Annotated in this window: 18 protein-coding genes and 1 pseudogene; 12 read left to right on the forward strand and 7 right to left on the reverse strand. The window is 67.6% G+C overall.

What is annotated here, in order from left to right:
• Window positions 1-19: 19 nt before the first annotated feature.
• The 3 genes and pseudogenes from J2Y54_RS11795 to J2Y54_RS11805 all read left to right on the forward strand — a co-directional run bounded on the left by J2Y54_RS11795 (window position 20) and on the right by J2Y54_RS11805 (window position 2,503).
• Window positions 20-1,402 carry a pectate lyase gene (locus tag J2Y54_RS11795; protein ID WP_310039866.1) on the forward strand — a complete coding sequence of 461 codons (1,383 nt, stop codon included), beginning with the start codon at window positions 20-22 and terminating at the stop codon, window positions 1,400-1,402.
• A gap of 12 nt (window positions 1,403-1,414) precedes the next feature.
• Window positions 1,415-2,125: pseudogene (locus tag J2Y54_RS11800) on the forward strand (ThuA domain-containing protein); the annotation flags it as partial.
• Between the two features lie 33 nt (window positions 2,126-2,158).
• Window positions 2,159-2,503: a cupin domain-containing protein gene (locus J2Y54_RS11805; RefSeq protein WP_310041294.1), complete on the forward strand. Its 345-nt coding sequence runs from the start codon at window positions 2,159-2,161 to the stop codon at window positions 2,501-2,503.
• On the opposite strand, the gene J2Y54_RS11810 is transcribed toward J2Y54_RS11805, so the two are convergent.
• Complete coding sequence (locus J2Y54_RS11810; protein ID WP_310039868.1) at window positions 2,490-3,668, reverse strand: cytochrome P450; 1,179 nt, start codon at window positions 3,666-3,668, stop codon at window positions 2,490-2,492. The two genes, J2Y54_RS11805 and J2Y54_RS11810, sit on opposite strands and share 14 nt — an antisense overlap.
• A 75-nt stretch (window positions 3,669-3,743) precedes the next feature.
• On the opposite strand from J2Y54_RS11810, the gene J2Y54_RS11815 reads away from it, so the two are divergent.
• Window positions 3,744-4,277, forward strand: coding sequence for a TetR/AcrR family transcriptional regulator (locus J2Y54_RS11815; protein WP_310039870.1), 534 nt, complete (start codon window positions 3,744-3,746; stop codon window positions 4,275-4,277).
• On the opposite strand, the gene J2Y54_RS11820 is transcribed toward J2Y54_RS11815, so the two are convergent.
• From J2Y54_RS11820 to J2Y54_RS11845, 6 genes are all read right to left on the reverse strand, one after another.
• On the reverse strand, window positions 4,262-5,806 hold the full coding sequence (locus J2Y54_RS11820; protein ID WP_310039871.1) for a carboxylesterase family protein: 1,545 nt from the start codon (window positions 5,804-5,806) through the stop codon (window positions 4,262-4,264). The two genes, J2Y54_RS11815 and J2Y54_RS11820, sit on opposite strands and share 16 nt — an antisense overlap.
• On the reverse strand, window positions 5,806-6,816 hold the full coding sequence (locus tag J2Y54_RS11825) for a sugar kinase (RefSeq protein ID WP_310039874.1): 1,011 nt from the start codon (window positions 6,814-6,816) through the stop codon (window positions 5,806-5,808). The genes J2Y54_RS11820 and J2Y54_RS11825 overlap by 1 nt, the downstream gene beginning before the upstream one ends.
• A gap of 24 nt (window positions 6,817-6,840) precedes the next feature.
• Entirely contained in the window at window positions 6,841-7,596 is a 756-nt protein-coding gene (gene kduD, locus J2Y54_RS11830; RefSeq protein ID WP_310039877.1) for a 2-dehydro-3-deoxy-D-gluconate 5-dehydrogenase KduD, read from the reverse strand.
• Between the two features lie 70 nt (window positions 7,597-7,666).
• Window positions 7,667-8,320, reverse strand: coding sequence for an RpiB/LacA/LacB family sugar-phosphate isomerase (locus J2Y54_RS11835; protein ID WP_310039880.1), 654 nt, complete (start codon window positions 8,318-8,320; stop codon window positions 7,667-7,669).
• Window positions 8,321-8,480: 160 nt separating this feature from the next.
• A complete protein-coding gene (gene uxaC, locus J2Y54_RS11840) occupies window positions 8,481-9,905 on the reverse strand; it encodes a glucuronate isomerase (RefSeq protein WP_405052913.1) in 1,425 nt (474 codons plus the stop codon).
• A 77-nt stretch (window positions 9,906-9,982) separates the two neighbouring features.
• On the reverse strand, window positions 9,983-11,002 hold the full coding sequence (locus J2Y54_RS11845) for a LacI family DNA-binding transcriptional regulator (protein WP_310039885.1): 1,020 nt from the start codon (window positions 11,000-11,002) through the stop codon (window positions 9,983-9,985).
• A 72-nt stretch (window positions 11,003-11,074) separates the two neighbouring features.
• Here J2Y54_RS11845 and J2Y54_RS11850 point away from each other — a divergent pair, with 72 nt between their 5' ends.
• From J2Y54_RS11850 to J2Y54_RS11885, 8 genes are all read left to right on the forward strand, one after another.
• Window positions 11,075-12,550, forward strand: a complete 1,476-nt coding sequence (locus J2Y54_RS11850; RefSeq protein ID WP_310039887.1) for an altronate dehydratase family protein — start codon at window positions 11,075-11,077, stop codon at window positions 12,548-12,550.
• On the forward strand, window positions 12,547-13,986 hold the full coding sequence (locus J2Y54_RS11855; RefSeq protein ID WP_310039889.1) for a mannitol dehydrogenase family protein: 1,440 nt from the start codon (window positions 12,547-12,549) through the stop codon (window positions 13,984-13,986). The genes J2Y54_RS11850 and J2Y54_RS11855 overlap by 4 nt, the downstream gene beginning before the upstream one ends.
• A 65-nt stretch (window positions 13,987-14,051) precedes the next feature.
• Window positions 14,052-14,849, forward strand: coding sequence for a 2-keto-4-pentenoate hydratase (locus J2Y54_RS11860; protein ID WP_310039890.1), 798 nt, complete (start codon window positions 14,052-14,054; stop codon window positions 14,847-14,849).
• 12 nt (window positions 14,850-14,861) lie between these two features.
• On the forward strand, window positions 14,862-16,166 hold the full coding sequence (locus tag J2Y54_RS11865; protein ID WP_310039892.1) for an MFS transporter: 1,305 nt from the start codon (window positions 14,862-14,864) through the stop codon (window positions 16,164-16,166).
• A 102-nt stretch (window positions 16,167-16,268) separates the two neighbouring features.
• Entirely contained in the window at window positions 16,269-16,721 is a 453-nt protein-coding gene (locus tag J2Y54_RS11870) for a MarR family winged helix-turn-helix transcriptional regulator (RefSeq protein WP_310039894.1), read from the forward strand.
• Between the two features lie 86 nt (window positions 16,722-16,807).
• Window positions 16,808-18,904, forward strand: coding sequence for a malate synthase G (locus J2Y54_RS11875; RefSeq protein WP_310039895.1), 2,097 nt, complete (start codon window positions 16,808-16,810; stop codon window positions 18,902-18,904).
• A 66-nt stretch (window positions 18,905-18,970) separates the two neighbouring features.
• Window positions 18,971-21,130: a BamA/TamA family outer membrane protein gene (locus J2Y54_RS11880; protein ID WP_310039896.1), complete on the forward strand. Its 2,160-nt coding sequence runs from the start codon at window positions 18,971-18,973 to the stop codon at window positions 21,128-21,130.
• Window positions 21,130-25,326 carry a translocation/assembly module TamB domain-containing protein gene (locus J2Y54_RS11885; RefSeq protein WP_310039898.1) on the forward strand — a complete coding sequence of 1,399 codons (4,197 nt, stop codon included), beginning with the start codon at window positions 21,130-21,132 and terminating at the stop codon, window positions 25,324-25,326. The genes J2Y54_RS11880 and J2Y54_RS11885 overlap by 1 nt, the downstream gene beginning before the upstream one ends.
• Window positions 25,327-25,380 lie beyond the last annotated feature (54 nt).

Here is a 25,380-nt window from a genome sequence, read left to right on the forward strand (position 1 = left end):
CGAGTAAGGAGTAGGGACGATGAAGCGCAACCTTGCCGCAGGACTGATCGGGGCGCTCGCACTGACGCTGTCGACCGGAGCCGCAACGGCGCAGTCCGACGCAGCCGCGCCGGTCGCCGCCACCGCCTTTCCCGGCGCGCAAGGCTGGGCCGCCGTGACGCAGGGCGGGCGCGGCGGGCGGATCATCCGCGTCACCAACCTCAACAGCGACGGACCGGGCAGCCTCAAGGAAGCGCTGGAGGCCAAAGGGCCGCGCATCGTGGTGTTCGAGGTCGGCGGCGTAATCGACATGGGGCTGAAAAGCTGGTCGATCACCGAACCCTATCTGACCATCGCGGGCCAGACCGCGCCGTCGCCCGGAATCACGCTGATCCGCGGCGGCATCGACCTGCGCGCGCATGACGTGATCGTGCGCCATATCCGCATCCGGTCGGGCGTCGATGGACAGCCCAAGCGTTCCGGGTGGGAGGCCGACTCCTTCTCGACCGTCGGCGCGTACAATGTGATCGTCGATCACTGCACGATGACGTGGGGCGTCGACGAGAATCTGTCCGCGAGCGGGCCGCGCTTTACCGGCAAGACCGTCGCGGAATGGCGCAAGGGGACCAGCCACAACATCACCTTCAGCTATAATCTGCTCGCCGAAGGGCTGGCCGATGCCAGCCACCCCAAGGGCGAACACAGCAAGGGGTCGCTGATCCACGACAATGCCACCGGCATCCTGATTTATCGCAACGTCTATGCGCACAATGTCGAGCGCAGCCCGTTGCTGAAGGGCGGGGTGCATGCCGCGGTGGTCAACAATCTGATCTACGATCCGGGCAAGCGCGCGGTGCACTATAATCTGATGGCGCTGGAATGGGCGGGGGTCCCGTATCAGCTCGGCGAGCTGAGCGCGGTCGGCAATGTCATGCGCGGCGGGCCGTCGACCGACGCCGGGCTGCCATTCCTGATGCTCGGCGGCGATGGCGACCTGCGCTATCACGGGCGCGACAACATCGCGGTGGACAAGATGGGCAAGCCGCTGCCGTTGTTCGGGCGCTATGGCGAAACGCGGGCGCAGCTGATCGAGGCGAAGAAGCCGGTGGTGTGGCCGGCGGGTCTGCCCGTGCTGCCCGCACGCGATGTCGAGACGCATGTCCTGGCCAATGCCGGCGCGCGCCCATGGGATCGCGACGCGCATGACATCCGCGTCCTGTTCTTTGTCGCGGAGGGACGCGGCGAGATCATCGACGACGAGAAAGAGGTGGGCGGGTATCCGGTGATGCAGGAAACACGCGCACCCTTTGTCGAGGCCGACTGGAACCTCGACACGATGGAGCCGAAGTCTGGCCTGTATCCGGGCCAGAAGGGACCGATCCAGGAAAGCATGTCGGCGCGCGACCGGGCCATGCGTAACTGAGGGGAGACGGCGATGCGGGCGATCCTGGCGCTGCTGGCGGCACTGTTCCTCGGTGCAGCGGCAGCGCCGCCGCCGCCGGCAATCCTGATCTTCAGCCACACCACCGGCTGGCGGCATGATTCGATCCCGACCGCGATTACCGCGATCCGCCAAGCCGCGACGGCGCGCGGCTATCGGGTCGAGGCAAGCGAAGACCCGGCGCTGTTCGATGACCCCGCGCGTGTCCGGGGCTTTGCCGCAATCGTGCTGCTGAGCACCACGACGCGGCCGGCAGACCCCGGCAGCGAATGGTTCACTGGCGTGCGGCGCGACACGCTGGTTGCTTATGTCCGCGGCGGCGGCGGGATCGTCGGCGTGCACGGCGCGGCGGATTCGCACTATCACTGGGACTGGTACGGGCGGATGATCGGGGCACGCTTTGCCCGGCATCCGGCCGGGACACCGACCGGACAGGTTACGCGCGAACCCGGCGATCATCCGGCGATCCGCCATTTCCCCGATCGCGCGGCGCTGACCGACGAATGGTATTGGTTCGACGATTTCAATCCGCGGCTGCGTCCGTTGCTGACGCTCGATCCCGCGTCGATCGGCGAACAGGGCGTCAATCCGCGCCCGGTGGCGTGGGCGCACGGCTTTGAGGGCGGACGCGTCTTCTACACCGGTCTTGGCCACACCCGCGCGGCGTGGGCGGACGCGCGCGTCGTCGATCATGTCATCGGGGGGATTGACTGGGCGGCCGGGCGCGGCGCGCGGCCGATGGTGGTGGTCGACGAGGCGAGCAAGCGCGTCGAGGAACCGCCGCCGCATGGGCGGATCGGGATGAGCACCGCGTGGCGAATCAGCGATGGCATACCGGGACGCACGATGGAGTATCGCAAGCGCGCACTGCACAAGGGCGCCGCGATCGGTGTCCACCCGATCGACCATGACGAGGTTTATGCGGTGGTGTCGGGCGAAGGGGAGGTCGTATCGGACGGCGTCACCGCCCGTCTGAAGCCAGGGATGACCGCCTATCTCTACACCGGCGCACGGGTCGGCATCCGCCAGATCGGCGATCAGCCGCTGGTGCTGATCGTCGCCTATCCGGTCACGGCGAAGTGACCGGATCGATGGCGAGGCGACAGTTGCGCAGCTCGTAACCGGCGACCAGCGGGTTCCAGCCGACATCGGGCGCGCGCGCCAGCCGCAGCCCGGGCACGCGCAACAGCCGGTCGAGGAACACGGCGGATTCGTGCAGCGCAACGCCGGCGCCGGGGCAGCGATGCTCGCCATCGCCGAACGCCAGCCCCGGGCCGGTGACGCGCGGCGCGCGTTCGCGATCCGGGTCGAGCGCATGCGGGCAGGCGCCGACCGCTGTCGCATCGCCATTGGCCGAGCGGATGTCGAGCGCGACCGTGCCGCCCTCGACATGGCGATAAAGAGTGCCGACCACAGGTTCGAGCCGGAGGATTTCCTCGAGAATCGCGATCTGACCATCGGCGTCGGCGCCGAGGAACTCCGTGCGCAGTTCGGGCCGTTCGAGCAGATGCCAGCCGGCCATGGTGATGAATTCGCGCGTCGTCACCATGCCCGCCGCGCCATAAGTGAAACATTCGGTGAGGATCTCGAGCGGGGTATAGGCCTCGCTCAGCAAATGCGAGATCACATCCGCGCGCGGTGTGGCGCGACGCGCGGCGATCGCCGGCTTCACATCCATCGCGTAGAAGCGCCGCATGCGCCATTGGTTGAGCAGGAAGCTGACCAGCTCGGCAAACCGTCCGCGCCGAGTCTGGAATGCGGTGCTGAAGAAGGAGTCGAGCCGGCGACTCATGCCCGCAACGTCACTTTCGGTCAGGCCGACGATCTCCGCCGCCACGGCGACCGCCATGTCGAGCGAGAGCTTGTCGAGATCGCCGCCGCCATCGCTGACCAGCCGGGCGATCAGCGCGTCGCTGGTCCGCTCCATCAGTTCGCGATAGCGCGTTTCGACCACGCGCGGGGTGAAGAAGCGGGCGGTGCCGCTGCGCTGGCGGCGATGCGCCTCGCCATGGAGGTACAGGATCGGGGGGCGCGCCTGGCTGCGATATTTGCCGATCACTTCGGCCTTGAACCCGGCCTGGCGGCCATTGGTGTCGCGCAGCACCGCGCGCACCGCATCGTAACCGGACACGATGGGCGCATCGAGCAGCCCGCCGCGCGCCGCGCTTGCGGACTTGCGGTCATCGCGCGCATGATCGACCGGGCACCGTGCGGTCTGGTCGAGCGCGGCGCGGGGATGCGAGGCCATGAGAAACTCCGGTAGTGATATATGGTGGATCATAAACTAGCCCCGCCGGGGCAGATTTCAAGGGACGCGCGAGTCGTGCGCTCGCGCGCTGCGCTGGGTGCAGCGATGGTCGAACTGGTGGCCGAACGCGCATTCGGCGACATCACGATCGCAATGCTGACCGACCGGGCAGGGGTGGGCTATGCCACCTTTTTCCGCCACTATGACGATCTGTCAGCGGTGCTGGTCGAGGTGGCCGACAGCCTGATTGCCGAGTTGCTCGTCAAGTTGCTCCCGCTGTTCCAGCAGGGGGATGGCCTTGGCCTGATGCGCACGCTGACGCAGGAGGTCGTCGCGCGCCGCACGCTGTGCCATGCGCTGCTCACGGGTGCGGGCGATCCGATCCGGCAGGTGGTCACGCAACGCGCGGTCGAGCAGGCGATCGCCAGCCCGGCGGAAACGCCGGCCGCGTTGCCGCGCGAACTGGTCGTGACCCATCTGGTCGGGGCGGCGCTGACCATCCTGACCTGGTGGCTGGACCGTGCGCCGGACATGGCGGCGGACGATGTTGCCGCGATCCTCGACCGGCTGGTGCTGGCGCCGGTCTTGGCGGATCAGGTCCCCGGCTGAATATAGGGGATGCGGGCGAACAGCTCGCGCTGCCATTTGCGCGGGTCGGCTTCGACGCGGCTTTGCGTGTCGAAAATCATCGTCTGGCGATCGGGCAGAATGTGCTTTGGCCACTCCGGCACGCCCGCGCCATTGGGATTGCCGGTGGCGGCGAGGTTGACGAAGGCGCGCTGCATTGCCGCCGAGACGGCCTGCGCGCCCGGGCCGGTGCCTGACACCGTCCCCTCTGCGCCGATCGTGCCGAACACCAGCGGGATGTCATGTGTGTGCGCCGCACCGCGCTCGGGCGCCACCGGCGACTGGAAGTCGAGCTGATAGACCCAGGCGGGGACGCCGGCGCGGGCGCGCTCCTCCGCCTCGATCACCTGCCCGCGCCAGCTGCGCCCGGCGGTGGTACTGGCGTAGAAAATGTCCTGCGCGGTCCAGTCGGGGAACTGGCGCCGATATTCGTTCACGACCCATTCGGGGTGAGCGTCGATGCGCAGCTGCGGCGCGATACGCGCGGCGAGGTTGGACCAGTCGAGCGTGCGGACCAGTTCGCCCTTCGGATCGATGAAGGCGCGGGTTTCGTCGCGTGTGTTGCCAAGGATCAGCGGGATCGCGTTGCCCTGGGGGTTGGCGTCGGGCCAGAAGGGGTGGCGGGTCAGCCACGTCATGTCGAGCACCGGGCCCATATAGACCCCGCCGCCAAGAATCGGGTCTTCGGCGGACAGGCCATCGATCAGCCGCTCGACCGGCATATCGATCAGGTCGGCCGGGCTGGCGTTGAGCTTGGCAAGGAGGGCCTTGGCGCGCGCGGTCGCGTTCAGGGGGCCGCTGGCCGTTACCTGCTGGCCGCTCATCGTCGCGGCGCTGTGGAACAGGCCCCGGGCGGCCGGCATGCCCATCAGCGTCGCGATCTTCGCTCCGCCGCCGGACTGGCCGAACACCATCACGCGATTGGGGTCGCCGCCAAAGCCGATGATGTTGTCGCGAATCCATTGGAGCGCGAGGATCAGGTCGAGCTGGCCGAGATTGCCGCTGTCGGGAAAACGCGGGTCGAGCCGGGCGAGGTAGAGATAGCCGAGCGCGTTGAGCCGGTGGTTGACGGTGACGACGACGACGTCGCCCTGTTCCGCCAGTGTTGCGCCGAACACCTGCGGCTCGATCACGGTGCCGTTGGAGTAAGCCCCGCCATGGAAATAGACCATCACCGGGCGGCGCGCATTGGGGTTGGCTTGCGGCGTCCAGACGTTGAGGAACAGGCAGTCCTCGCCCTGATTGGGCAAAGTGCTGCGCTGGGGACAATTTACCGCGAACTCGGTCGCGCGCAGCGTGTCGCGGCTGCGCGTCGGGGCGGTCGCGGCACGGAAACGCGTGCGGCTGGTGTCGTTGCCATAGCGGATGCCAAGGAACGCCTGCGTGGCTCCGTCCCGCTTGCCCTGCCAGCGGCCGGAAATGCCGGTCGCGACCGGATCGCCCTTGGCGAACGCGGCGGAGGGCAGGGCGGCCAGCGCCGCGCCTGCACTCAGCAGCGTCCGGCGCCGCATCACCGGCGCACGTCCAGTCCGCCTTCAAGGAACGCGTCGATGTCGCGCTGCCCGAACAGCGATGCGTCGCCGGGCAGCGAGTGTTTGAGACAGGTCAGCGCGAGGCCCGAGGCAATTGTCGCCTCCAGATCCTGTCCCGACAGCACGCCGTGCAGGATTCCCGCGGCAAAGGCGTCGCCGCCGCCGATCCGGTCGACAATGCCCGCGACGACCACTTCATCGGTCTGATAGCCGCGCTCACGCGTGTCGACGCGCGCCGCGATGCGGTGACGGTCGGCATCGTCGACATGGCGCGCGGTCGAGGCGATGCGCTGAAGATTTGGGAAGGCGTCGAACGCGGCTTCCGCTGCCTCACGGCGGCGGTCCGCGCCATCGCCCGAAAAGGTCTGGCCGAGCAGCAGCGACACGTCGCGATGGTTGCCGAACATCGTGTCGGCCAGGCTGACCAGTTCGGTCAGCACAGCACGCGGATTGCTGTCCCAGCTTTCCCACAGCCGTGCGCGGTAATTGCCGTCGAAGCTGATCGGAACCCCCATCTCCTTCGCGGTCGTCGCGGCGGCGATTGCTGCAGCCGCGGTCGCGGGGCCGAGGGCGGGGGTGATGCCAGACAGATGCAGCATCGCCGCACCATCGAGAATGCTGCGCCAGTCAAACGCATCGGCGGGCGCGGTCGCGAAGCTCGATCCGGCGCGGTCATACACGATGTCCGATGCGCGCAGGCCAGCGCCGACCGAGAGGAAATAGAGGCCCATGCGCCCGTCGCGCAGCTGGACATTGCGCGTATCGACGCCCTGCCCGCGCACAAAGCGGATCGCGGCTTGCCCCAGCGGATTGTCCGGCACCGCGCTGACCATCGAAACCCTATGGCCTAGGTTGGCGAGGCCGATCCCGACATTGGCCTCCGCGCCGCCGACATGGACGTCGAGGCTGCCGGTCTGAATCAGCAGTTCGCGCCCCGGGGCGGTCAGGCGGAGCAGCAACTCCCCGAAACAGACGATGTGGCCGGCCATGATGTCTCCTCAGCTGGGCCGGCGTCAGCGCGCCAGCCAGCCGCCGTCTACCGCGAGGATGTGGCCCTGCACATAGTCCGATGCGCGCGACGCGAGGAATACTGCAGCACCGCCGAGATCGGCCGGATCGCCCCAGCGCGCCGCCGGAATGCGCTCGAGGATCTGGCGGTTGCGCGTCTCGTCCTTTTGCAGCGCATCGGTGTTGTTGGTCGCGATGTACCCCGGCGCGATCGCGTTGACGGTGATGCCCTTGCTCGCCCACTCGTTGGCCAGCAGCTTGGTCAGCCCGCCCACGCCGCTTTTCGACGCGGTGTAGCTCGGCACGCGGATGCCGCCCTGAAACGTCAGCATCGACGCGATGTTGATGATCTTGCCCCCGCCATTGGGGATCATGTGGCGCGCCGCCGCCTGACACAGGAAGAACACCGACTTCAAATTGGTGTCCATCACCGCGTCCCAGTCTTCTTCGGTGAAGTCGACCGCGTCGTTGCGGCGGATGATGCCGGCATTGTTGACCAGGATGTGCAAGCCACCGAGCTTGTCCACAGTTTCATCCACAATCCGGCCCACAGGCTCGATCGACGACAGATCGGCGCTGATGATCTCGGCCTTGCGGCCCAGCGCGCGGACCTTTTCGACGGTTTCGGTGGCGGCGGAGCGACCGACTGCGGCGATGTCGGCGCCTGCCTGTGCCAGCGCCAGCGCAATGCCCTGGCCGATGCCGGTGTTGGCGCCAGTGACGACCGCGACGCGGCCGGTGAGATCGAACGGATTGGTCATGCGATGCTCCGAACCCCTCCCGCACGCGGGAGGGGGCTGGGGTCAGGAAGGGCGGAACGCGCCGCCGATATTATGCGAGTGCGGGCTGCGCCGTCAGCTGCTTCAGATAGTCGGCGATCGCCGCATCCTGGCAATTGGGGTAGAACAGCTCGGCGAACTTTTCGCCCGCGACCGCGGCGCGCAGCAGGTCCTGGTCGACGGTCTTGAGCACCGTCAGCATGTCGTGGCAGCTGGCCGCCTTGAGGTCCTTCAGGATGCCGCGGTTCTTGCGCATGATCTCGGCACGCTCCTTGGGGTAGCCAAGGCCGCGCTCGCCGTCGAACAGCTTGCGGTACACATCCTGCAGGTTAAGCTCGGCCGCCCAGCCAAATCCCTTGGCATAGGGCATCGAGATGGCGTTGCCGTCGTTGATCTGGCCGAACAGGAAGGCGTCGGTCGGGTCGATCACCAGGCCGCAGAACACGCCCGGCATCGCGTTGCACGCGAGCATCGACCCCATGCCGGTGCCGCAACCGGTCACGACGAAGTCCGCCGCCTTGGAATTGAGCAGGATGCCGGCGAGCAGGCCGTTCATGACATAGGTCAGCGATGCGCTGTCCTCCGCCGAGTACATGCCATAGTTGAACACCTGATGGCCCAGCGGTTCGGCGACGGCGGTCAGCGCGTCGTGGATGATGCCGTTCTTCGCGGCCTGGCTGTTCTCGGTAATCAGGGCGATCTTCATGGGTCGAATCCTTTCCAGAAATGGGGGCGGCGGGGCGGCGGGAATGCGCCGGGTTACGCGCGCCATAAGCGATAACGGATATGTCTTCTAGGTAACCGGTGTCAGATTTCGATGCAAGAACGTGTTGCACGGGGTGCCGGCGCTTTTGCTCCGGCGCGGCTCAACCAGCTTCATCCAGCCGGTATGCCCTGCGCACCAGCGTCGAGGTCAGTTCGACCGCGAGTTCGGCCGCTTCCCAGTCCTGCATGCGCCCTTCGGCGACCAGCCGGGCGAGAAAGGCGCAATCGACTCGCCGTGCGACATCGTGCCGCGCGGGGATCGACAGGAAGGCGCGGGTGTCGTCGTTGAACCCGACGGTGTTGTAGAAACCCGCGGTCTCGGTCGTCATCTCGCGGAAGCGGCGCATCCCCTCGGGGCTGTCATGGAACCACCAGGCCGGGCCGAGCCGCAGGCACGGATAGTGACCCGCAAGCGGGGCCAGTTCGCGCGCATAGGTCGATTCGTCGAGCGTGAAGAGGATGATCGTCAGGTCGCGTTCGTTGCCGACCACGTCGAGCATCGGCTTCAGCGCACGGACATAGTCGGTGCGCATCGGAATGTCGGCGCCCTTGTCACGGCCATGGCTGTGGAACAGCTGCGCATTGTGGTTGCGGCACGACCCCGGATGGATCTGCATCGTCATCCCGTCCGCGACACTCATCTTCGCCATTTCGGTGAGCATCTGCGCGCGGAACAGTTCGGCATCGGCAGCGTCCCAGGTGCCGCCGACGATCCGGGCAAACAGCGCCTCGCACTCCGCAGTCGACAGGTTTGCGGTCTGCGCGGTGGCGAAGCCATGGTCGGTCGCCGTGGCTCCGGCGGCGCGGAAGTCCGCCCGCCGCTTGCGATGCGCGGCGAGATAGCCCGGCCAGCTGTACACGTCCTCCCCGGTCAGATCGGCGAACGCGGTCATCGCGCCGGCAAAGGCTTCGTGCTCGACATCGATCACCGAATCGGGGCGGTAGGTGGTGACGACGCGGCCCTTCCACCCCGACTGCCGGATCGCGGCATGGTGGTGCAGCGGGTCGTCCGCCCCTTCGGTGGTGGCGAGAAAGTCGATGCGGAACCGGTCGAACAACGCGCGCGGGCGATAGGCCGGGGTCGCCAGCGCATCGGTGATCGTGTCGTAATAATGATCGGCGGTCTCTGCGCTCAGCAACCGGTCGATCCCGAACACTTCGGCAAAGACATGGTCGAGCCACAGGCGCGACGGCGTGCCGCGGAACAGATGGTAATTGCTGGCGAACAGCCGCCAGGCGCTGCGCGGGTCGGTCGCGGGCACCACGCCATCGCGGCGCGGCACGCGCAGCGCGTCGAGCGCGATGCCCTGCGAATAGAGCATGCGAAAGACATAATGATCCGGCGCGAGAAACAGCTCGGTCGCATTTTCCCAGGCCGCGTCGGTTGCGAACCACGCCGGATCGGTATGGCCGTGCGGACTGACGATCGGCAGGTCGGCGATCTGCGCATAGAGCGCGCGGGCAATGCTGCGCGTACCAGGGTCGGCGGGAAATAGCCGGTCGGGGTCGAGGGTCAGGGCGGGCACGGGCATCCTCTCGCTCAGATTACGGACCCGGTAATCGGTGTCAGCGCTGCAATCAACCGGGGCGGGTCAGACCGGCATCACTCGCCGGGCGGCGCCACCGATGCGCGGCGGATCAGTGTCGACACGAACAGCGACTCCGCCGCTTCCTCATCCTCGCCATCGCCGATCAGCTTCAGCCCGGCGGCGCGCGCCATCGTCGCGATCGGCCAGCGCACGGTCGTGAGCGGCGGCCACAGGTACGAGGCGATGGTGGTATCGTCGAAGCCGACGATCGAAAGATCGCGCGGCACGTCCAGCCCGCGCTGACGCGCGGTGTGCAGCACGCCGGCCGCCATCGCATCGTTCGAACAGAAGACCGCTGTCGGGCGCGGCGACAGGTCGAGCAGCCGTTCGGCTGCGCGCATCCCGGATTCGAAGGTGTAATCGCCCTGTGCGATCAGCGTGCGCTGGATCGGCAGGTCGGCGTCCTCGAACGCCGCCTCATAGCCCTGGCTGCGCTCGAACGCGGAGCGGAAGCCGTGCGGACCGAGGACCAGGCCGATGCGACGATGGCCCAATTCGAACAGATGCGCGATCGCGCCCCGCACGACTTCACGGTCGTTCGACGCGACCATATGCGCCGGGTCGTCGAACGGCGCCGAGCCCATCCGGACGTAACGGGTTCCGATTTCCCGGCACAGCGCCGCAATCGAATCATTTTCGCTGATCGGCGGCAGCAGCATCACGCCATAGGGGCGCTGGCGCTCGAGAAAACGTCGGATGTCGTCGAGCATCGTGATCGACCCGCGGTCGACCGGGTGAACGATCAGCTCGAATTCGGTATCGCGCAGCACTTCCAGCAACCCCTGCTGCACATTGAGCACCATGTGCGGATTGGGGTTGTCGTGGATCAGCCCGATCAGGAAATTGCGCCGCAGCGCAAGCGCGCGGGCCTGGGGATTGGGGACATAGCCGATATCGGCGATGACCTGCTTCACCCGTTCGCGCGTTTCATCGTTGAGCAGCGGCGATCGGTTGATCACGCGGCTGACGGTCTTTTTCGAAACCCCGGCGAGCCGCGCAACATCGTTGATCGTCGCTTGTGCGCTTTTCTTCATGGCACCTGCATAGCGCGCATCCTGCCCCTAGCCAATCGCGCGCAGGCGGCGTAGATGACACCGGTTTCGCAAATGACCCAGCCACGCGCCCTTCAGATCCACGCATCGGACAGCGTCGCAACGGCCTTGTCCGACCTTGCGGCGGGCGATGTCGTGCTGGGCGTCACGCTGTGCGCCGCGGTTCCGCGCGGGCACAAGCTCGCGCTGACCGACCATGACGCGGGCGCGGCCGTGCTGAAATACGGGTTCCCGATCGGTCGCGCGACGCGGGCGATTGCCGCTGGTGCGCACGTCCATGTCCACAACCTGTCCACGGCACTTGCCGGCGAAGCGGTCTATCATGGTGGGGCGGCGCGGCGGTCGGGGCCGGCCATTGCGGCGGAACGGTCGTGGCAGGGCTATGACCGGGGCAGCGCTGGCGCGGGTACGCGCAACGAAATCTGGGTGCTCCCGACCGTTGGCTGCGTCGCGCGCACGGCCCAAAAAATCGCCGCGCGCGCCGCGCCGTTGCTGCCGGCGGGCGTCGATGGCGTGCACGCCCTGACGCATCCGTTCGGCTGTTCGCAGCTGGGCGACGATCTCGACGCGACGCGCAGCATTCTTGCGGCATTGGCGCAGCATCCGAATGCTGCGGGCGTGCTGCTGGTCGGGCTGGGGTGCGAGTCGAACCAGCTTGCGGCCATGCTAGAACACGTGCCCATGCCCCTGCGCGAGCGGGTGCGCTCCGTTGCCGCACAGGCATCGGCCGACGAGGTGGCGGAGGGCGTGGCAGCGGTGCAGGCGCTGGCCGAAGCGGCAGCGGGCGCACGGCGGGTTGCGCTGGGACTCGACCGGCTGGTGCTGGGGGTCAAATGTGGTGGATCGGACGGACTGTCCGGACTCACCGCCAACCCGCTGGTGGGGCGGATGGCCGACGCGGTCACCGGGTCCGGGGGGAGCGCGATCCTGACCGAGATCCCCGAGATTTTCGGGGCCGAGCAGCTGTTGATGGCACGCGCAGCGGACGCGGACGTGTTCGCTGCGACCGGGGCGCTGGTCAACCGCTTCAAGCGCCACTTCCTCGATCATGGCGAGCCGGTTTCGGAAAACCCGTCACCGGGCAATATCGCCGGCGGCATCACCACGCTTGAGGAAAAGAGCCTCGGGGCGGTGCAGAAGGGCGGGCAGGCGGTGGTGACCGACGTGATCGCCTATGGCGAGCGGGTGCGGCGGGCCGGGCTGACGCTGCTCGAGGCGCCGGGCAATGATGCGGTATCTTCCACCGCGCTGGCGGCGGCGGGAGCGAACCTGATCCTGTTCACCACCGGACGCGGGACGCCGCTCGGCTTCCCGGCGCCGACGGTCAAGATCGCGTCGAACGGCGAGCTTGCTGCGCGCAAGCCCGGTTGGATCGATTTCGATGCGGGTACGGTGCTGACTGCGGGAATGGATGCAGCTGCGGAGGCCCTGCTCGCGCGGATCGTGGCGATCGCATCGGGTGAGCCGACTGCCGCCGAACGCAATGACGAGCGCGAGATTGCGATCTGGAAACGGGGCGTAACCTTGTGAGGCGATTGTCTCTTTCCAGCTGCGCGGCGCTGTCCGCTGCGGTGGCGCGTCCGGGTTATGATCCGCGCGGCGTGGCCACTGGCGTGGTGCATTTCGGACCCGGCGCATTCCACCGGGCGCATCAGGCTGCATATTTCGACACGCTGCTGGGCATGGATCTGCGCTGGGGGATCGCTGCGGTGTCGCTGCGCTCGGCCGGCACGGTCGATGCGCTTGCGGATCAGGACGGCCTCTACACGCTGGCGATCCTCGACCATGCGCCGTCGCTGCGGGTCATCGGCGCGCATCGCGACTGGATCGGCCCGGGTGGCGGCGCGCGCGTGGCGGCGCTGCTCGCTGACCCCAAGGTCGGCGTGGTCACCGCGACCGTCACCGAAAAAGGCTATTGCCTCGCCGGGGACGGGACGCTCGACATGGCGCATCCCGATATTGTCGCAGACCTGCGTGGCGGAGAGCCGCACAGCGTTGTCGGCTGGCTGGTGCACGGGCTGGCGGCGCGCCGTGCGGCGGGGGTGGCGCCGTTTACCGTGCTGTGCTGCGACAATCTGTCGGGCAACGGGACCAAGCTGCGCGCGGCCACGATTGCACTGGCGCAGGCACGCGACCCGGATCTGGCGCGCTGGATCGCGGACCTGGCCCGCTTCCCCGACACGATGGTCGATTCGATCACGCCGGCCAGCGACGCCGCATTTCTGGCCGATCTCGCGGCCCGATTGGGTGTCGAGGATCGCGCGGCGGTCCAGCGCGAGGCGTTCACGCAATGGGTGATCGGCGCGCGCGCGCTGGGTGATGGGCCCGATCTGGGCGCAGTCGGAGCGATCATGACCGACGATGTCGGTGGCTATGAACGCGCCAAGCTGCGCATCCTCAACGGGCTGCACTCGACGCTCGCCTATGTCGGTCTGGCGCTCGGACTGGACAGCGTGGCTGACGCGATGCGGACAGCGCCGCTCGCCGGCTTTGTCGAGCGGCTGGCGCTGCATGACATCGTCCCGGTGCTCACGCCGGTCGCCGGCCTCGATCTGGCCGCTTATACCGGGGCAGTGCTGGCGCGGTTCCGCAATCCCGCGATCCGGCACCTGCTGTCGCAGATCGCCTGGGATGGCTCGCAAAAGCTGCCCTATCGCCTGCTCGATACCGTCGCGGCGGCGCGTCGCGCTGGCCGGCCCACCGATCGCCTGGCAGTGCCGGTCGCGGCGTGGATGGCGTTTGTCGCCCGGCGCAGCGCGGCGGGCGAGGCAATCGTCGATCCGCTGGCCACGTCGCTCGTCAACGCGGCGGCAGGGGCGGCGCCGGCGCAACTGGTCGATCGGCTGTTCGCGCTCGACGCGGTATTTCGTCCCGAACTCGCGGGCGATGCGCGCTTTCGTGCCGAGGTTCTCGCCGCGCTCGAGCGGATCATGGCGGGCGATATCGTCGGCTTGCTGCAGCAGTAACCGGTGTCTTGCCATTGACACCGGTTTCCATTAGCCATGGCATCAAGAATAGAAGCGAGGGGTGGATGAGCGATCTGGACAGCATTGCGGAGGCATTTGTCGCCGCGCGCCGCGATGCACGCGGGCTTGCCGATTATCCGGGCAGCGTTCCGGCAACGCTGGCCGATGCCTATGCCATCCAGGACCGCGCCCGGGCGCTGGTCAGTGACGACGTCGCCGGGTGGAAGGTCGGGCGAATCAACCCGCCGCTGGACGGGCAGCTCGGCACCAACCGGCTCGCCGGTCCGATCTTTGCCCACTCGGTCCGACCGCATCTGCCGGCTCCGGCGATGCCGATTTTCGGCGCCGGCTTTGGCGCTGCGGAAGCCGAATTCCTGCTGCGCATCGGTACGGCGCCCGATCCCGCCAAGACCAGCTACACGCTGGAGGAAGCCGCCGACCTGATCGACGCGGTGCATGTCGGGCTGGAAATTGCCAGCTCGCCCTTTCCCGGCATCAACGCGCACGGGCCGCTGGTCACGATTTCCGACTTCGGCAACAATCACGGCCTGGTGGTCGGTGATGCCATTCCCGGCTGGCGCGATGCGGAGCTGCTCGACTGGCCGGTGACGCTGAGCATCGACGGGGTCGAGATCGGCGCGGCTACCGCGCGGACGATGCTCGATGGCCCGGTCGGCGCCGCGCGTTTCCTGTTCGAAACGATGGCGGCGCGCGGCGTTGCGCTGCGGCCCGGTCAGTGGATTTCGTCGGGCGCCGTTACCGGGGTCCATGAAGTATCGCCAGGTGCGCAGGTAACTGCCACGTTCGGAACCATGCGGGTGAGCTGCTCGATCGAAGCGGCCAGGCCCGTCGCCCAGGGCTAGGGAGAGTAATGCATGAACGCGACACAGGCTGACGGCGCAGGCGCGTCGGGCGCGGCGCCGCCCGTCCGGACGGGCCGCTATCGATGGATGATCATCGCGATCCTCTTCTTCGCGACCACCGTCAATTACATCGACCGCACCATGCTCGGCCTGTTGGCGCCGGACCTCGGCAAGGAGCTGGGATGGAACGAGAATGACTATGGCAACATCGTCACCGCGTTCCAGGCGGCCTATGCGCTTGGCTTCCTGTTCATGGGCTGGCTGGTCGACCGGTTCGGACCCAAGATCGGCTACGCCATCGCCATCGGCGTATGGACCGTCGGCCATGTTGCACATGGCTTTGCCAGCACCGTCGCCTCGTTCATGGCCGCGCGCGTCGTTCTGGGTGTGGGTGAGGCAGGGCATTTCCCGTCCGTCGTTCGCGCCAGCAGCGAGTGGTTCCCGCAAAAGGAACGCGCCTATGCGATCGGCTGGGTCAACTCGGCCACGACGATCGGCGTCATCCTGACCGCGCCGACGCTGTGGCTGTTCATGACCTGGATGGGCTTCGACTGGCGCGAGACCTTCATCTATTCGGGCCTGTTCGGCGTCGTGCTGCTGGTGCTGTGGCTGAAATTCTACAGCAATCCGCGCGAAAGCGGGCGGGTGAGCGAAGGCGAGCTCGCCTGGATCGAGCATGACCCGCCCGAGCAGATCGAGAAGATCGGCTGGAGCCGGGTCGTGCGGTTGCGCGAAGCCTGGGCGTTCGCAGTTGCCAAGTTCCTGACCGATCCGGTCTGGTTCCTGATGCTGTTCTGGCTGCCGAAATATTTCGCCAGCACCTACAATGTCGACCTCAAGGTCGTGCTGCTGCCGATGATCGTGATGTACCTGCTCTCCGACGTGGGCAGCATCGCGGGCGGGTGGCTGTCGTCGAACCTGATTCACAAGGGTTGGACTCCGAATGCCGCGCGCAAGGTGACGATGATCATTGCGGGGTTCTGCGTCCTGCCGCTGCTGTTCGTGACCCAGCTGGACAATATGTGGCTCGCGGTCGCACTGATCGGGCTGGCGCTCGCCGGGCATCAGGCCTTTTCGACCAACCTGCTGTCGCTGCCGCCGGACATGTTCCCCAAGCGCGCAGTGGGGTCGGTGATCGGTCTGGGCGGCTTCTGCGGCGGCGTCGGCGGCATGATCATGGCCAAGTCGACTGGCCTCGTGCTCGATGCCACCAATGGCAACTACACGCTGATCTTTGCCGCCTGCACTGTGGTGTATTTCCTTGCGGTCGGCGCGATCCATCTGCTCTCGCCCCGCCTGCAGCGCGTGTCGGTGTGACGATCGGCCGGGCGGTGACATTTCGTGTCGCCGCCCGGAAGATTGACGCAATGAAGCATTGAGAAGATTGCATCCCTTGACCGATCGCGCCATCACATCCGCATGACGGCAACGCTCAAACTCGACGCATTCCTGCCCTATCGCCTGTCGGTGGCGTCCAACCGCGTTTCGGGGACCATCGCCGGGGCCTATCATGCCCGGTTCGGGCTGCGCATCCCCGAATGGCGCCTGGTCACGGTCCTTGCCGAGTTCGGGTCGATGAGCCAGCAGGCGCTTTGCGGGCGGACTCAGATGGACAAGGTCACGGTCAGCCGCGCCGCGATCTCGCTGCACGAACGCGGGCTGGTGACCCGGACGCCCAATCCCGACGACCAGCGCTCGCACCTGCTCGACCTCAGTCCCGAGGGCTGGGCGCTCTACCGCCAGATCGCACCGCAGGCGCTGGAGTTCGAACGGCGCATCTTTGCCAGCCTGAGCGATGACGAGCAGGCGCAATTGCGCAAGATGCTGGAGCGGGTCGAGGCCGCAGCTGCGGCGATCTCGCCGGGATTGTGATCCCGGACTTGATCCCGGCATACATCCTCGCCTAATCGGGCCACTCCCTCCCCAGGGCAGTCAGTGTTGCTAGCCAGGAGGATTCCATGACCGCTTATCAGACCCGCGCCGGGCTTTCGGTCGCCGCGCCGCTCGTCGCGTTCGTCGAGGAGCGGGTGCTGCCGCCTTTGGGCGTGGATGCGGACCGGTGGTGGGCCGGCGCGGCCGCGATTTTTTCGCGCTTTGGCCCGCGCAACCGCGATCTGCTGGCGCGACGCGAGGACCTGCAGGCGCAGATCGATGCGTGGTGCGCGGCGGACCCGGTGCGCGCGGCCGACCCGGCGGCGCAAGAGGCGTTTCTGCGCGAGATCGGGTATCTGGTCCCGGAGCCTGGCGATTTCGCGATCGGCACGCGCGATGTGGATGCCGAGATCGCGACGATGGCCGGACCGCAGCTGGTCGTCCCCGCACTCAACGCCCGCTTCGTGCTCAACGCCGCCAATGCGCGCTGGGGCAGCCTGTACGACGCGCTCTATGGCACCGACGCGTTGCCCGGCGCGGCCACGCCCGGCGGTTATGACGCGAAGCGCGGCGCGCAGGTGATCGCGGCGGCAAAGGCGTTTCTGGACGAGGCAGTCCCGCTCACCGGCATGAAATGGGCGGAGTTTGCCGGTGGCGACCTGCCGCTCGCCGATCCCGGCCAGTTTGTCGGCACGCGCGGCGAATCGATGCTGTTCGCGCATCACGGCCTGCATATCGAAGTGATCGTCGATCGCGCCCATCCGATCGGTGCGACCGATCCGGCGGGCATTGCCGACGTCCTGCTCGAAAGCGCGCTCACCGCGATCGTCGATCTGGAGGATTCGATCGCGGCGGTCGATGCCGAGGACAAGGTCGCGGCCTATGCCAACTGGCTCGGCCTGATGCGCGGCGATCTGACCGAGACGTTCGACAAGGGCGGCCGCACGCTGACCCGCACGCTTGCCGCGGACCGCGTCTATCAGCGCCCGAACCAGAGCGACCTGACGCTGCCCGGGCGCAGCCTGTTGTTCGTGCGGAATGTCGGGCATCTGATGACCAACCCGGCGGTGCTGATGGACGGTGCCGAGGCGCCCGAGGGCATCCTCGATGCGATTGTCACGAGCACGATCGCGCTGCACGACCTCAACGGGCTGGGCCGCTTCCGCAACAGCCGCGCAGGCAGCATCTATATCGTCAAGCCCAAGATGCACGGGCCGGACGAATGCGCCTTCACCAACGACCTGTTCGACGCGGTCGAGGATCTGCTCGGCCTTGCGCGCCACACGATCAAGGTCGGGGTGATGGACGAGGAACGGCGCACCAGCGCCAACCTTGCCGCCTGCATCCAAGCCGTGAAGGGCCGCATCGCGTTCATCAACACCGGCTTCCTCGATCGTACCGGCGACGAGATCCACACATCGATGCGCGCCGGCCCGATGATCCCCAAGGCGGAGATGAAGGGCAGCGCGTGGATCAAGGCTTATGAGGATCGCAATGTCCGGATCGGCCTGAAGCACGGCCTGTCGGGCAAGGCGCAGATCGGCAAGGGCATGTGGGCCGCGCCCGATCGCATGGCCGACATGATGGAGCAGAAGATCGGCCATCCGCAGAGCGGCGCGAATACCGCATGGGTCCCGTCGCCCACCGCCGCGACGCTGCATGCGATGCACTACCACAAGGTCGATGTGTTCGCGCGCCAGCGCGAGATTGCGGGCGAAGCCGTGCCCGCGCTGCGCGATTTGCTGACGATCCCGGTCGCGCAGGGCCGCAACTGGACGCCCGAGGAGGTCGCGCGCGAGCTCGACAACAACGCGCAGGGTATTTTCGGCTATGTCGTGCGCTGGATCGATCAGGGCGTGGGGTGTTCCAAGGTGCCGGATATCCACGATATCGGCCTGATGGAGGATCGCGCGACGCTCCGCATCTCCTCGCAGCATATCGCCAACTGGCTGCTGCATGGCGTTGCGACGGCGGCGGATGTCGACGCGGCGTTCGCGCGGATGGCGATCAAGGTCGATGCGCAGAATGCGGGCGACCCGCTCTACCGCCCGATGGCGAACGCTCCCGACAGTCTCGCGCTGCAGGCGGCGCGTGCGCTCGTGTTCGACGGCGTCACGCAGCCGAGCGGCTATACCGAACCGCTGCTGCACGCATTTCGCGCACAGGCAAAGGCGCGCGGATGACGCCGCATTGAACCTTCCGCCCGCTGGCACGTTGCGCTAGCGAACGGGGTACGTGCTGTCGTCGAAATGGCGCGATCCCATTGGAAGGTCAGGGGTATTCCGGGCGTGCGATTGTTGATCCTGTTGCTGGCGAGCGGCGCGCTCGTCCCCGGAGCCGCGCGCGCCCAGATCGACGGCGCGGCCGGCCAGCCGGGGCAGGGCGCGCCTGCCGAGGATCCGCCTGAGCCGGGGCGCCCTGCCGAACAGCGCGACAGGCCGATCGTCAGCGATGCGGAGTTTTCCGAGGCGCTGCCGCAATTGTCCGACGACATGGACGCGCCGCTCGAGCAGATGGCGCCGCCGGCACCGCCGCTGACCCCGGTCGATCCGATCCCGGATGCGCCGCCGCTCGATGAAGCGGGCGCGGAGGCCGAGATCGCCGCGCCGCTGCCGCCGCTGGAGCAATTCGACACCACCCCGATCGCCGAGCCGGTCGCGGCCAATGACGCTGCGGCGGTCGAGATCCGCTATGCGACCCGCGTGACCGGGCTCGACGAGATCGGGCTGGACGATGAATTTCGCGACCTGTCGGCGCTGGAGGATGGCGACGGCGTCGCCGCCAATGCCGCGATCATCGGCGCGCGCGCGCGTGAGGATGAGGGGCTGGCGGTGCGGCTGATGAAGTCGATCGGCTATTATGACGCCACCGCGACCTCGACCCTCGAACAAACGCCGCAGGGCGACCGGCCGGTCACCGCGACCGTCGCTGCCGTGCCGGGACCGCTCTACCGGTTCGGCGAAATCCGGGTCGAGGCCGACCCGACCGTGCCGCCCACGCTGATCGCCGACAATCTGAAGCTGCGCACCGGCGAGCCGATCGATGCGGTGCGCGTGCAGGCGGCAGAAGCGGCGGTCAGCGTCGCGCTGCCGCAAAACGGGTATCCCTTCGCCGAAGTCGGGCAGCGCGATATCCTGCTCGATGAGGCGACACGCACGGGCGACTACACCTTGCCGGTGACGATCGGACCGCGCGGCCGGTTCGGCGCCATCCGGACCGAGGGCGACGCAGTGTTCGCGCCCGGCCATATCGATGTGCTCACGCGCTTCGACCGCGCCGACCTGTACGACAGCCGCAAGGTCGACGACCTGCGCGACGCGCTGATCGCAACCAGCCTGTTTTCGACCGTGTCGGTCGAGCCGGTAAAGACCGGGCAGACCAACCCCGACGGGACCGAGGCGGTCGACCTGCTCGTGCGGCAGGTCAAGGGGCCGCCGCGCACACTGGCGGCCGAGGGCGGCTACAGCACCGGCCAGGGTGTCCGGGCGGAGGTCAGCTGGACGCATCGCAACCTGTTCCCGCCCGAAGGCGCGCTGATCCTCACCGGTATTGCAGGAACGCAGGAACAGGGCGCTTCGGCAACGTTCCGCCGCTCCAATGCCGGGCGCCGCGACCGGACCTTCCAGGTCATCGCCTCGGCGCTGCGTTCGGATGTGGAGGCATTTACCGGCCTGACCGGAACGCTGTCGGCGCGCGTCTCCTATGACTCGACCCCGATCTGGCAGAAGAAGCTGACCTATGCCTATGGCGTCGAGCTGGTCGGGACGAGCGAGGATCGGTTCGATTTCGCCCGCAATGCGCGCGAGCGTGGTGTCTACTTCATCGCCGCCGTGCCGCTGTTTGCCGGGTGGGACCAGTCGGACAATCTGCTCAACCCGACGCGCGGCTGGCGTTTGAAGCTCAACCTGAGCCCCGAGACGTCGGTGCGCGGGGCCGCGCGGCCGTATGCGCGCGCGATGGTCGAAGGGACGGTCTATCAGCCGGTGACCGACAGCATCGTGCTGGCCGGGCGCGCCCGGTTCGGGACGATCCAGGGGATTGATCGCAACGACCTTGCCCCGTCGCGGCGCTATTATGCCGGTGGCGGCGGATCGGTGCGCGGCTTCGGCTATCAGGAGCTTGGCCCCCGCGCGCCCGACGGGCGACCGATCGGCGGGCGCAGCTTCAACGAATTTGCGGTCGAGGCGCGCTATCGTTTCGGCAATTTCGGGATCGTGCCGTTCCTCGATGCCGGTCAGGTCTATGAAGAATCGCTGCCGCAGCTCAGTCGCCTCCGGTTCGGGGCAGGCATTGGCGGTCGCTTCTACACCAATTTCGGCCCGATGCGGCTCGACATCGCCACTCCGATCGCGCGCAAGCCGGGCGAGAGCAAGGTGGCGCTGTATATTTCGATCGGACAGGCATTCTGATGGCTGACGAAGCGCCTGCGACCGAAATTGTCATTGTCGAGCGGCCGCTGTGGCAGCGCGCGGCGAAATGGACCGCGATCGCGCTCGCCAGCCTGGCGGCGCTGCTGCTCGCCGCTGTCGCGATCCTCGACACCGGGGTCGGGCGTCGCTTCATCGCGGATCGGCTGGCGGGGTTCACGACCGCGTCGGGCCTCAACATCAAGGTCGGCCGGATCGAAGGATCGATCTATGGCGCGATGATCCTGCGGGATGTGCGCGTGAGCGACCCCAAGGGCGTGTTCGCGACCTCGCCGCGCATCGCGCTCGACTGGCGGCCATTCGCCTTTCTCAACAACCATGTCGACGTCCGCTCGGCGACCAGCCCGCTGGTGCGGATCGTGCGACTTCCCGAACTCAAGCCCGGCGGCGATCCCGACGCGCCGTTGCTGCCCGATCTCGATATCGATGTCGCCCGGCTCAGCATCGACCGGCTGGTGCTGGAAGCGCCCGTCGCGGGTCAGCGTCACGTTGCGACCGTGGCGGGCGAAGCGAACATCGCCGACCGCCGCGCGCGGGTGATCGTCAATGGCCGGACGCTGGGGCGCAGCGGGGGCGACGCCTTGGCGCTGGTGCTCGACGCAGTGCCCGATGATGACAAGCTCGACCTGCGCGCGGATCTGAACGCCCCGGTGGGCGGGCTGGTCGCGGGCCTCGCCGGACTCGAGGCGCCGCTGGCGGTACGCGTGCGCGGCGCGGGAAGCTGGTCCAGCTGGCAGGGGCGGGCAACCGGCCGGCTTGGCGCGGGTGAACTCGCCAATCTGCGCATCGCCGCGCGCAACGGCACGATCCAGGTCCGCGGCACGACGCAGCCCGGCCTGTACCTCAAAGGACCGGTCGAGCGGCTAAGCGCCGGCGGCATGCAGTTCGCGCTCGATGCGACGCTCGACCAGCGGCGCGCCGCAACGCAGTTGCGGCTGCGCTCGCGCGCGATGGCGCTGATGACGATGGGCACGATCGATCTGGGGCAGAGCCGCTTCGACCAGTTCCGGGTCGAGGCGATGCTGCTCACCCCCGGTGCGATCGCGCCGAACCTTAACGGCCGTTCGGTTGCGGGCGAGATTGCGCTCAACGGCCCGTTCGCGACGCCGACGGTGGATTACAAGCTGCGCGCCGCGGCGCTCGGCTTTGGCGAGACAAGGGTCGAACGGCTCTATGCCGAGGGGCTGGCGACGGTGAATGCCGACCGCATCCTGATCCCGGTCAAGGCACAGGCCGCGCGTATTTCCGGCCTGAATGCGGCGGCTGGTGGGTTGCTGACCAACGTCACGCTGGCGGGCGATCTGGCCATCACCGGCGACCAGATCCTGTCGGAGAACCTCCGCATCCGCTCCGACCGGATCGATGCGACCGCGATCCTCGCGGCCGACATGAGCACGGGGCGTTACACCGGCGCGCTCAAGGGGCGGGTGAACGACTATCAGATCGACAGCATCGGCATCGTCAATCTCGAGACCGACGCGGATCTCTACGCCGCGGCCAATGGCGGCTGGGGCATTCGCGGCCGGATTGTCGGGCGCAGCACGCAGTTGTTCAACGATGGCGTGCGCAGCTTCCTCGGTGGCAATGCGGTCGCGCGGGTTTCGCTCGATTTCGGCCCCGACGGGATCATCCGCTTCAGTGACATGCGGGTCGCCGCGCCATTGTTCCGCGTGATCCGGGGATCGGGTCGCTATGACCCGGCCGGCCCGCTCAGCCTGAGCGCCGATGCCTGGTCCAACGCTTATGGCCCGCTGTCCGCGCGCGTGACCGGCAGCCTGACGAAGCCGGTAGTCAACCTTCGCGCGCCGCGACCGGGGGTCGGCATCGGCCTCGCCAATCTCGAGGCGCGGGTCGTCGGCGACAATGGCGCCTATGCCGTCGACGCACGGGGCGACACCAGCTACGGGCCGTTTACCGCCGACGTGCTGGTCCGCACCGGCGAACGGCTGGCGATCGACGTGCGCAGCGGGCGCTTTGCCGGCGCCGATTTCAGCGGGCAGCTGGTTCAGACGGCCGCCGGGCCGTTCGACGGCAATCTGAGCTTTGCCGGATCGGGCCTCGACGGGTCGGTCGCGCTTTCGGCGGCGGGCCAGTATCAGCAGGCGGTGGCGCGGGCGACCGCGAACAACGCCAAGATCCCCGGCGACATGGAATTGACGATCGGCCGCGCGATCATCAGCGGCACCGCAATCCTGTACGACGACGCCCCCGCGATCACCGGCGAAGCGCAGGTCGCCAACCTCCGCAATGCGCAATTCACGCTAAGCCGCGCGCGGGCGAAGATCGATTATCGCGGCGGGCGCGGCAGCGCGCAGGTGCTGGCCGAAGGATCGTCGGCCGTGCCGTTCCGGATCGCTGCCAATGCCCGGTTCGAACCCGAATTGTGGCGCGTCGCACTGTCCGGAAACGCCAACAACATCGCGTTCAAGACCGCCCAACCGGCCCGCATTGCCATCGCCGGTGCGACTTACACCCTCGCTCCGGCGCGGATCGATTTCGACCGCGGCAGCATGCGGCTGTCAGGCAGTTGGGGCGAGGGGCTGCGTATTCAGGCGCGGCTCGACACGCTCGACCTGTCGGTCGCCAATGCCTTGTCGCGCACGGCGGGACTGGGCGGGACAGTGACCGGCGCGCTCGATTTCACTCAAGCGAGCGACGCCACCTTCCCGCAGGCGATTGCCCGGCTCAACGTCAGCAACTTCACGCGCTCCAGCCTGGGCGGCGTCTCATCGCCGGTCGATATCAGCTTCGTCGGACGCCTGCTGCCCGATGGCGGCGACGCGCGCGCGCTGATCAAGCGCGGACCGACCACGATCGGGCGGATGGTCGCCAGCCTTCAGCCGCTCGGGCCGGGTGCAGGGAGCTGGACGACGCGGCTCCTCGCTGCGCCGCTGTCCGGTGGCATCCGCTACAACGGTCCGTCGTCGGTGCTGTTCTCGATGGCCGGCTTTCCCAATCAGAGCCTGTCGGGACCGGTCGCCGTGGCGGCCGATTTCTCGGGACAGGTGCGCGCGCCGCAGCTCGCCGGACAGCTGCGCGGCGAGAAGCTCACCTATGAGAACGAGACCTGGGGCACGCGCCTGTCGCAGATGTCGGTCCAGGGACGGTTCGACAGCGACTCGCTGGAGATCGAGCAACTTGAGGCGGTTGCCGGCAATGGCCGCCTGACCGCCGCCGGCACGATCGGCCTGTCCGCCGTACAGGGCTTCCCGATCGACATCACCGCGCGCTTCCGCAACGCCCGGCTCGCGCGCAGCAATGCGCTCGGCGCGACCGCCACAGGTCAGCTGCGGATCACCAACGGACTTGACGGCGGGCTGATCGAAGGGCGGATCATCATTCCCGAAGCGCGCTACCAGATCATCCGTCAGGGTGCCGCGGAAGTCCCCGAACTCACCGGCGTTTACCGCAAGAGCGAGCTGGACGAGAATGGCAAGCGCCCGACGCGCGTGAAGCCGGCGGGCATTTTCAAGCTCAATGTCAGCATCGTCGCCGACAACCGCCTGTTCGTGTCGGGCATGGGCCTCGAGTCCGAATGGAGCGCGCGGATGCAGGTCACCGGCACGTCTGCGGCACCGATCGTCACGGGCGAGGCACGCGTGGTGCGCGGCACCTACAGCTTTGCCAGCCGCCGGTTCGAACTGACGCGCGGGATCGTCAGCTTCGAGGGCGGTCCGCTTGCCGATCCGCAGATCAATATCGGCGCAACCACCACCGCCGAGGGGGTCACCGCCAATATCAACATCACCGGCAGCGGCCAGATGCCGCGCATCGCGTTCAGCTCGACCCCCAGCCTGCCGCAGGACGAAGTGCTCTCGCGACTGTTGTTCGGCAGCTCGGTCACCAATTTGTCGGCGACCGAGGCGATTCAGCTTGCCGCCGCGCTCAATTCGCTGCGCGCGACTGGCGGGGGCCTCAACCCGCTCGGCCAGCTGCGCTCGGCGGCGGGGATCGACCGGCTGCGTATCCTGGGTGAGGACGACACCACTGGCCGCGGCATGGCACTGGCGGCGGGGCAGTATCTGACCGACGATATCTATGTCGAGATCATCACCGACGCGCGCGGCTTCACCGCGGTGCAGCTGGAAATCGCGCTGACCCGGGCGCTGAGCCTGTTGTCCGCGACCGGGTCGTTCGGCGGATCGCGCGCGGGCCTCAAATATTCGAAAGACTATTGAGGCGCATAGCCACTGGAAGCTGGCCTAGCAGACAGTTGATCATCCGGCGTGATT

Origin of the sequence: Sphingomonas sp. BE123 (assembly GCF_031456015.1) — a bacterium.
In the GTDB taxonomy this organism is placed as follows: domain Bacteria; phylum Pseudomonadota; class Alphaproteobacteria; order Sphingomonadales; family Sphingomonadaceae; genus Sphingomonas.

Bases quoted from the DNA above. Each gene is read 5' to 3' on its own strand.
- J2Y54_RS11795 (WP_310039866.1), top strand. From the start codon at position 20: ATGAAGCGCAACCTTGCCGCAGGACTGATCGGGGCGCTCGCACTGACG.
- J2Y54_RS11805 (WP_310041294.1), top strand. From the start codon at position 2,159: ATGGTGGTGGTCGACGAGGCGAGCAAGCGCGTCGAGGAACCGCCGCCG.
- J2Y54_RS11810 (WP_310039868.1), bottom strand. From the start codon at position 3,668: ATGGCCTCGCATCCCCGCGCCGCGCTCGACCAGACCGCACGGTGCCCG.
- J2Y54_RS11820 (WP_310039871.1), bottom strand. From the start codon at position 5,806: ATGCGGCGCCGGACGCTGCTGAGTGCAGGCGCGGCGCTGGCCGCCCTG.
- J2Y54_RS11825 (WP_310039874.1), bottom strand. From the start codon at position 6,816: ATGGCCGGCCACATCGTCTGTTTCGGGGAGTTGCTGCTCCGCCTGACC.
- kduD (WP_310039877.1), bottom strand. From the start codon at position 7,596: ATGACCAATCCGTTCGATCTCACCGGCCGCGTCGCGGTCGTCACTGGC.
- J2Y54_RS11835 (WP_310039880.1), bottom strand. From the start codon at position 8,320: ATGAAGATCGCCCTGATTACCGAGAACAGCCAGGCCGCGAAGAACGGC.
- J2Y54_RS11845 (WP_310039885.1), bottom strand. From the start codon at position 11,002: ATGAAGAAAAGCGCACAAGCGACGATCAACGATGTTGCGCGGCTCGCC.
- J2Y54_RS11850 (WP_310039887.1), top strand. From the start codon at position 11,075: ATGACCCAGCCACGCGCCCTTCAGATCCACGCATCGGACAGCGTCGCA.
- J2Y54_RS11860 (WP_310039890.1), top strand. From the start codon at position 14,052: ATGAGCGATCTGGACAGCATTGCGGAGGCATTTGTCGCCGCGCGCCGC.
- J2Y54_RS11865 (WP_310039892.1), top strand. From the start codon at position 14,862: ATGAACGCGACACAGGCTGACGGCGCAGGCGCGTCGGGCGCGGCGCCG.
- J2Y54_RS11870 (WP_310039894.1), top strand. From the start codon at position 16,269: ATGACGGCAACGCTCAAACTCGACGCATTCCTGCCCTATCGCCTGTCG.
- J2Y54_RS11875 (WP_310039895.1), top strand. From the start codon at position 16,808: ATGACCGCTTATCAGACCCGCGCCGGGCTTTCGGTCGCCGCGCCGCTC.
- J2Y54_RS11880 (WP_310039896.1), top strand. From the start codon at position 18,971: ATGGCGCGATCCCATTGGAAGGTCAGGGGTATTCCGGGCGTGCGATTG.
- J2Y54_RS11885 (WP_310039898.1), top strand. From the start codon at position 21,130: ATGGCTGACGAAGCGCCTGCGACCGAAATTGTCATTGTCGAGCGGCCG.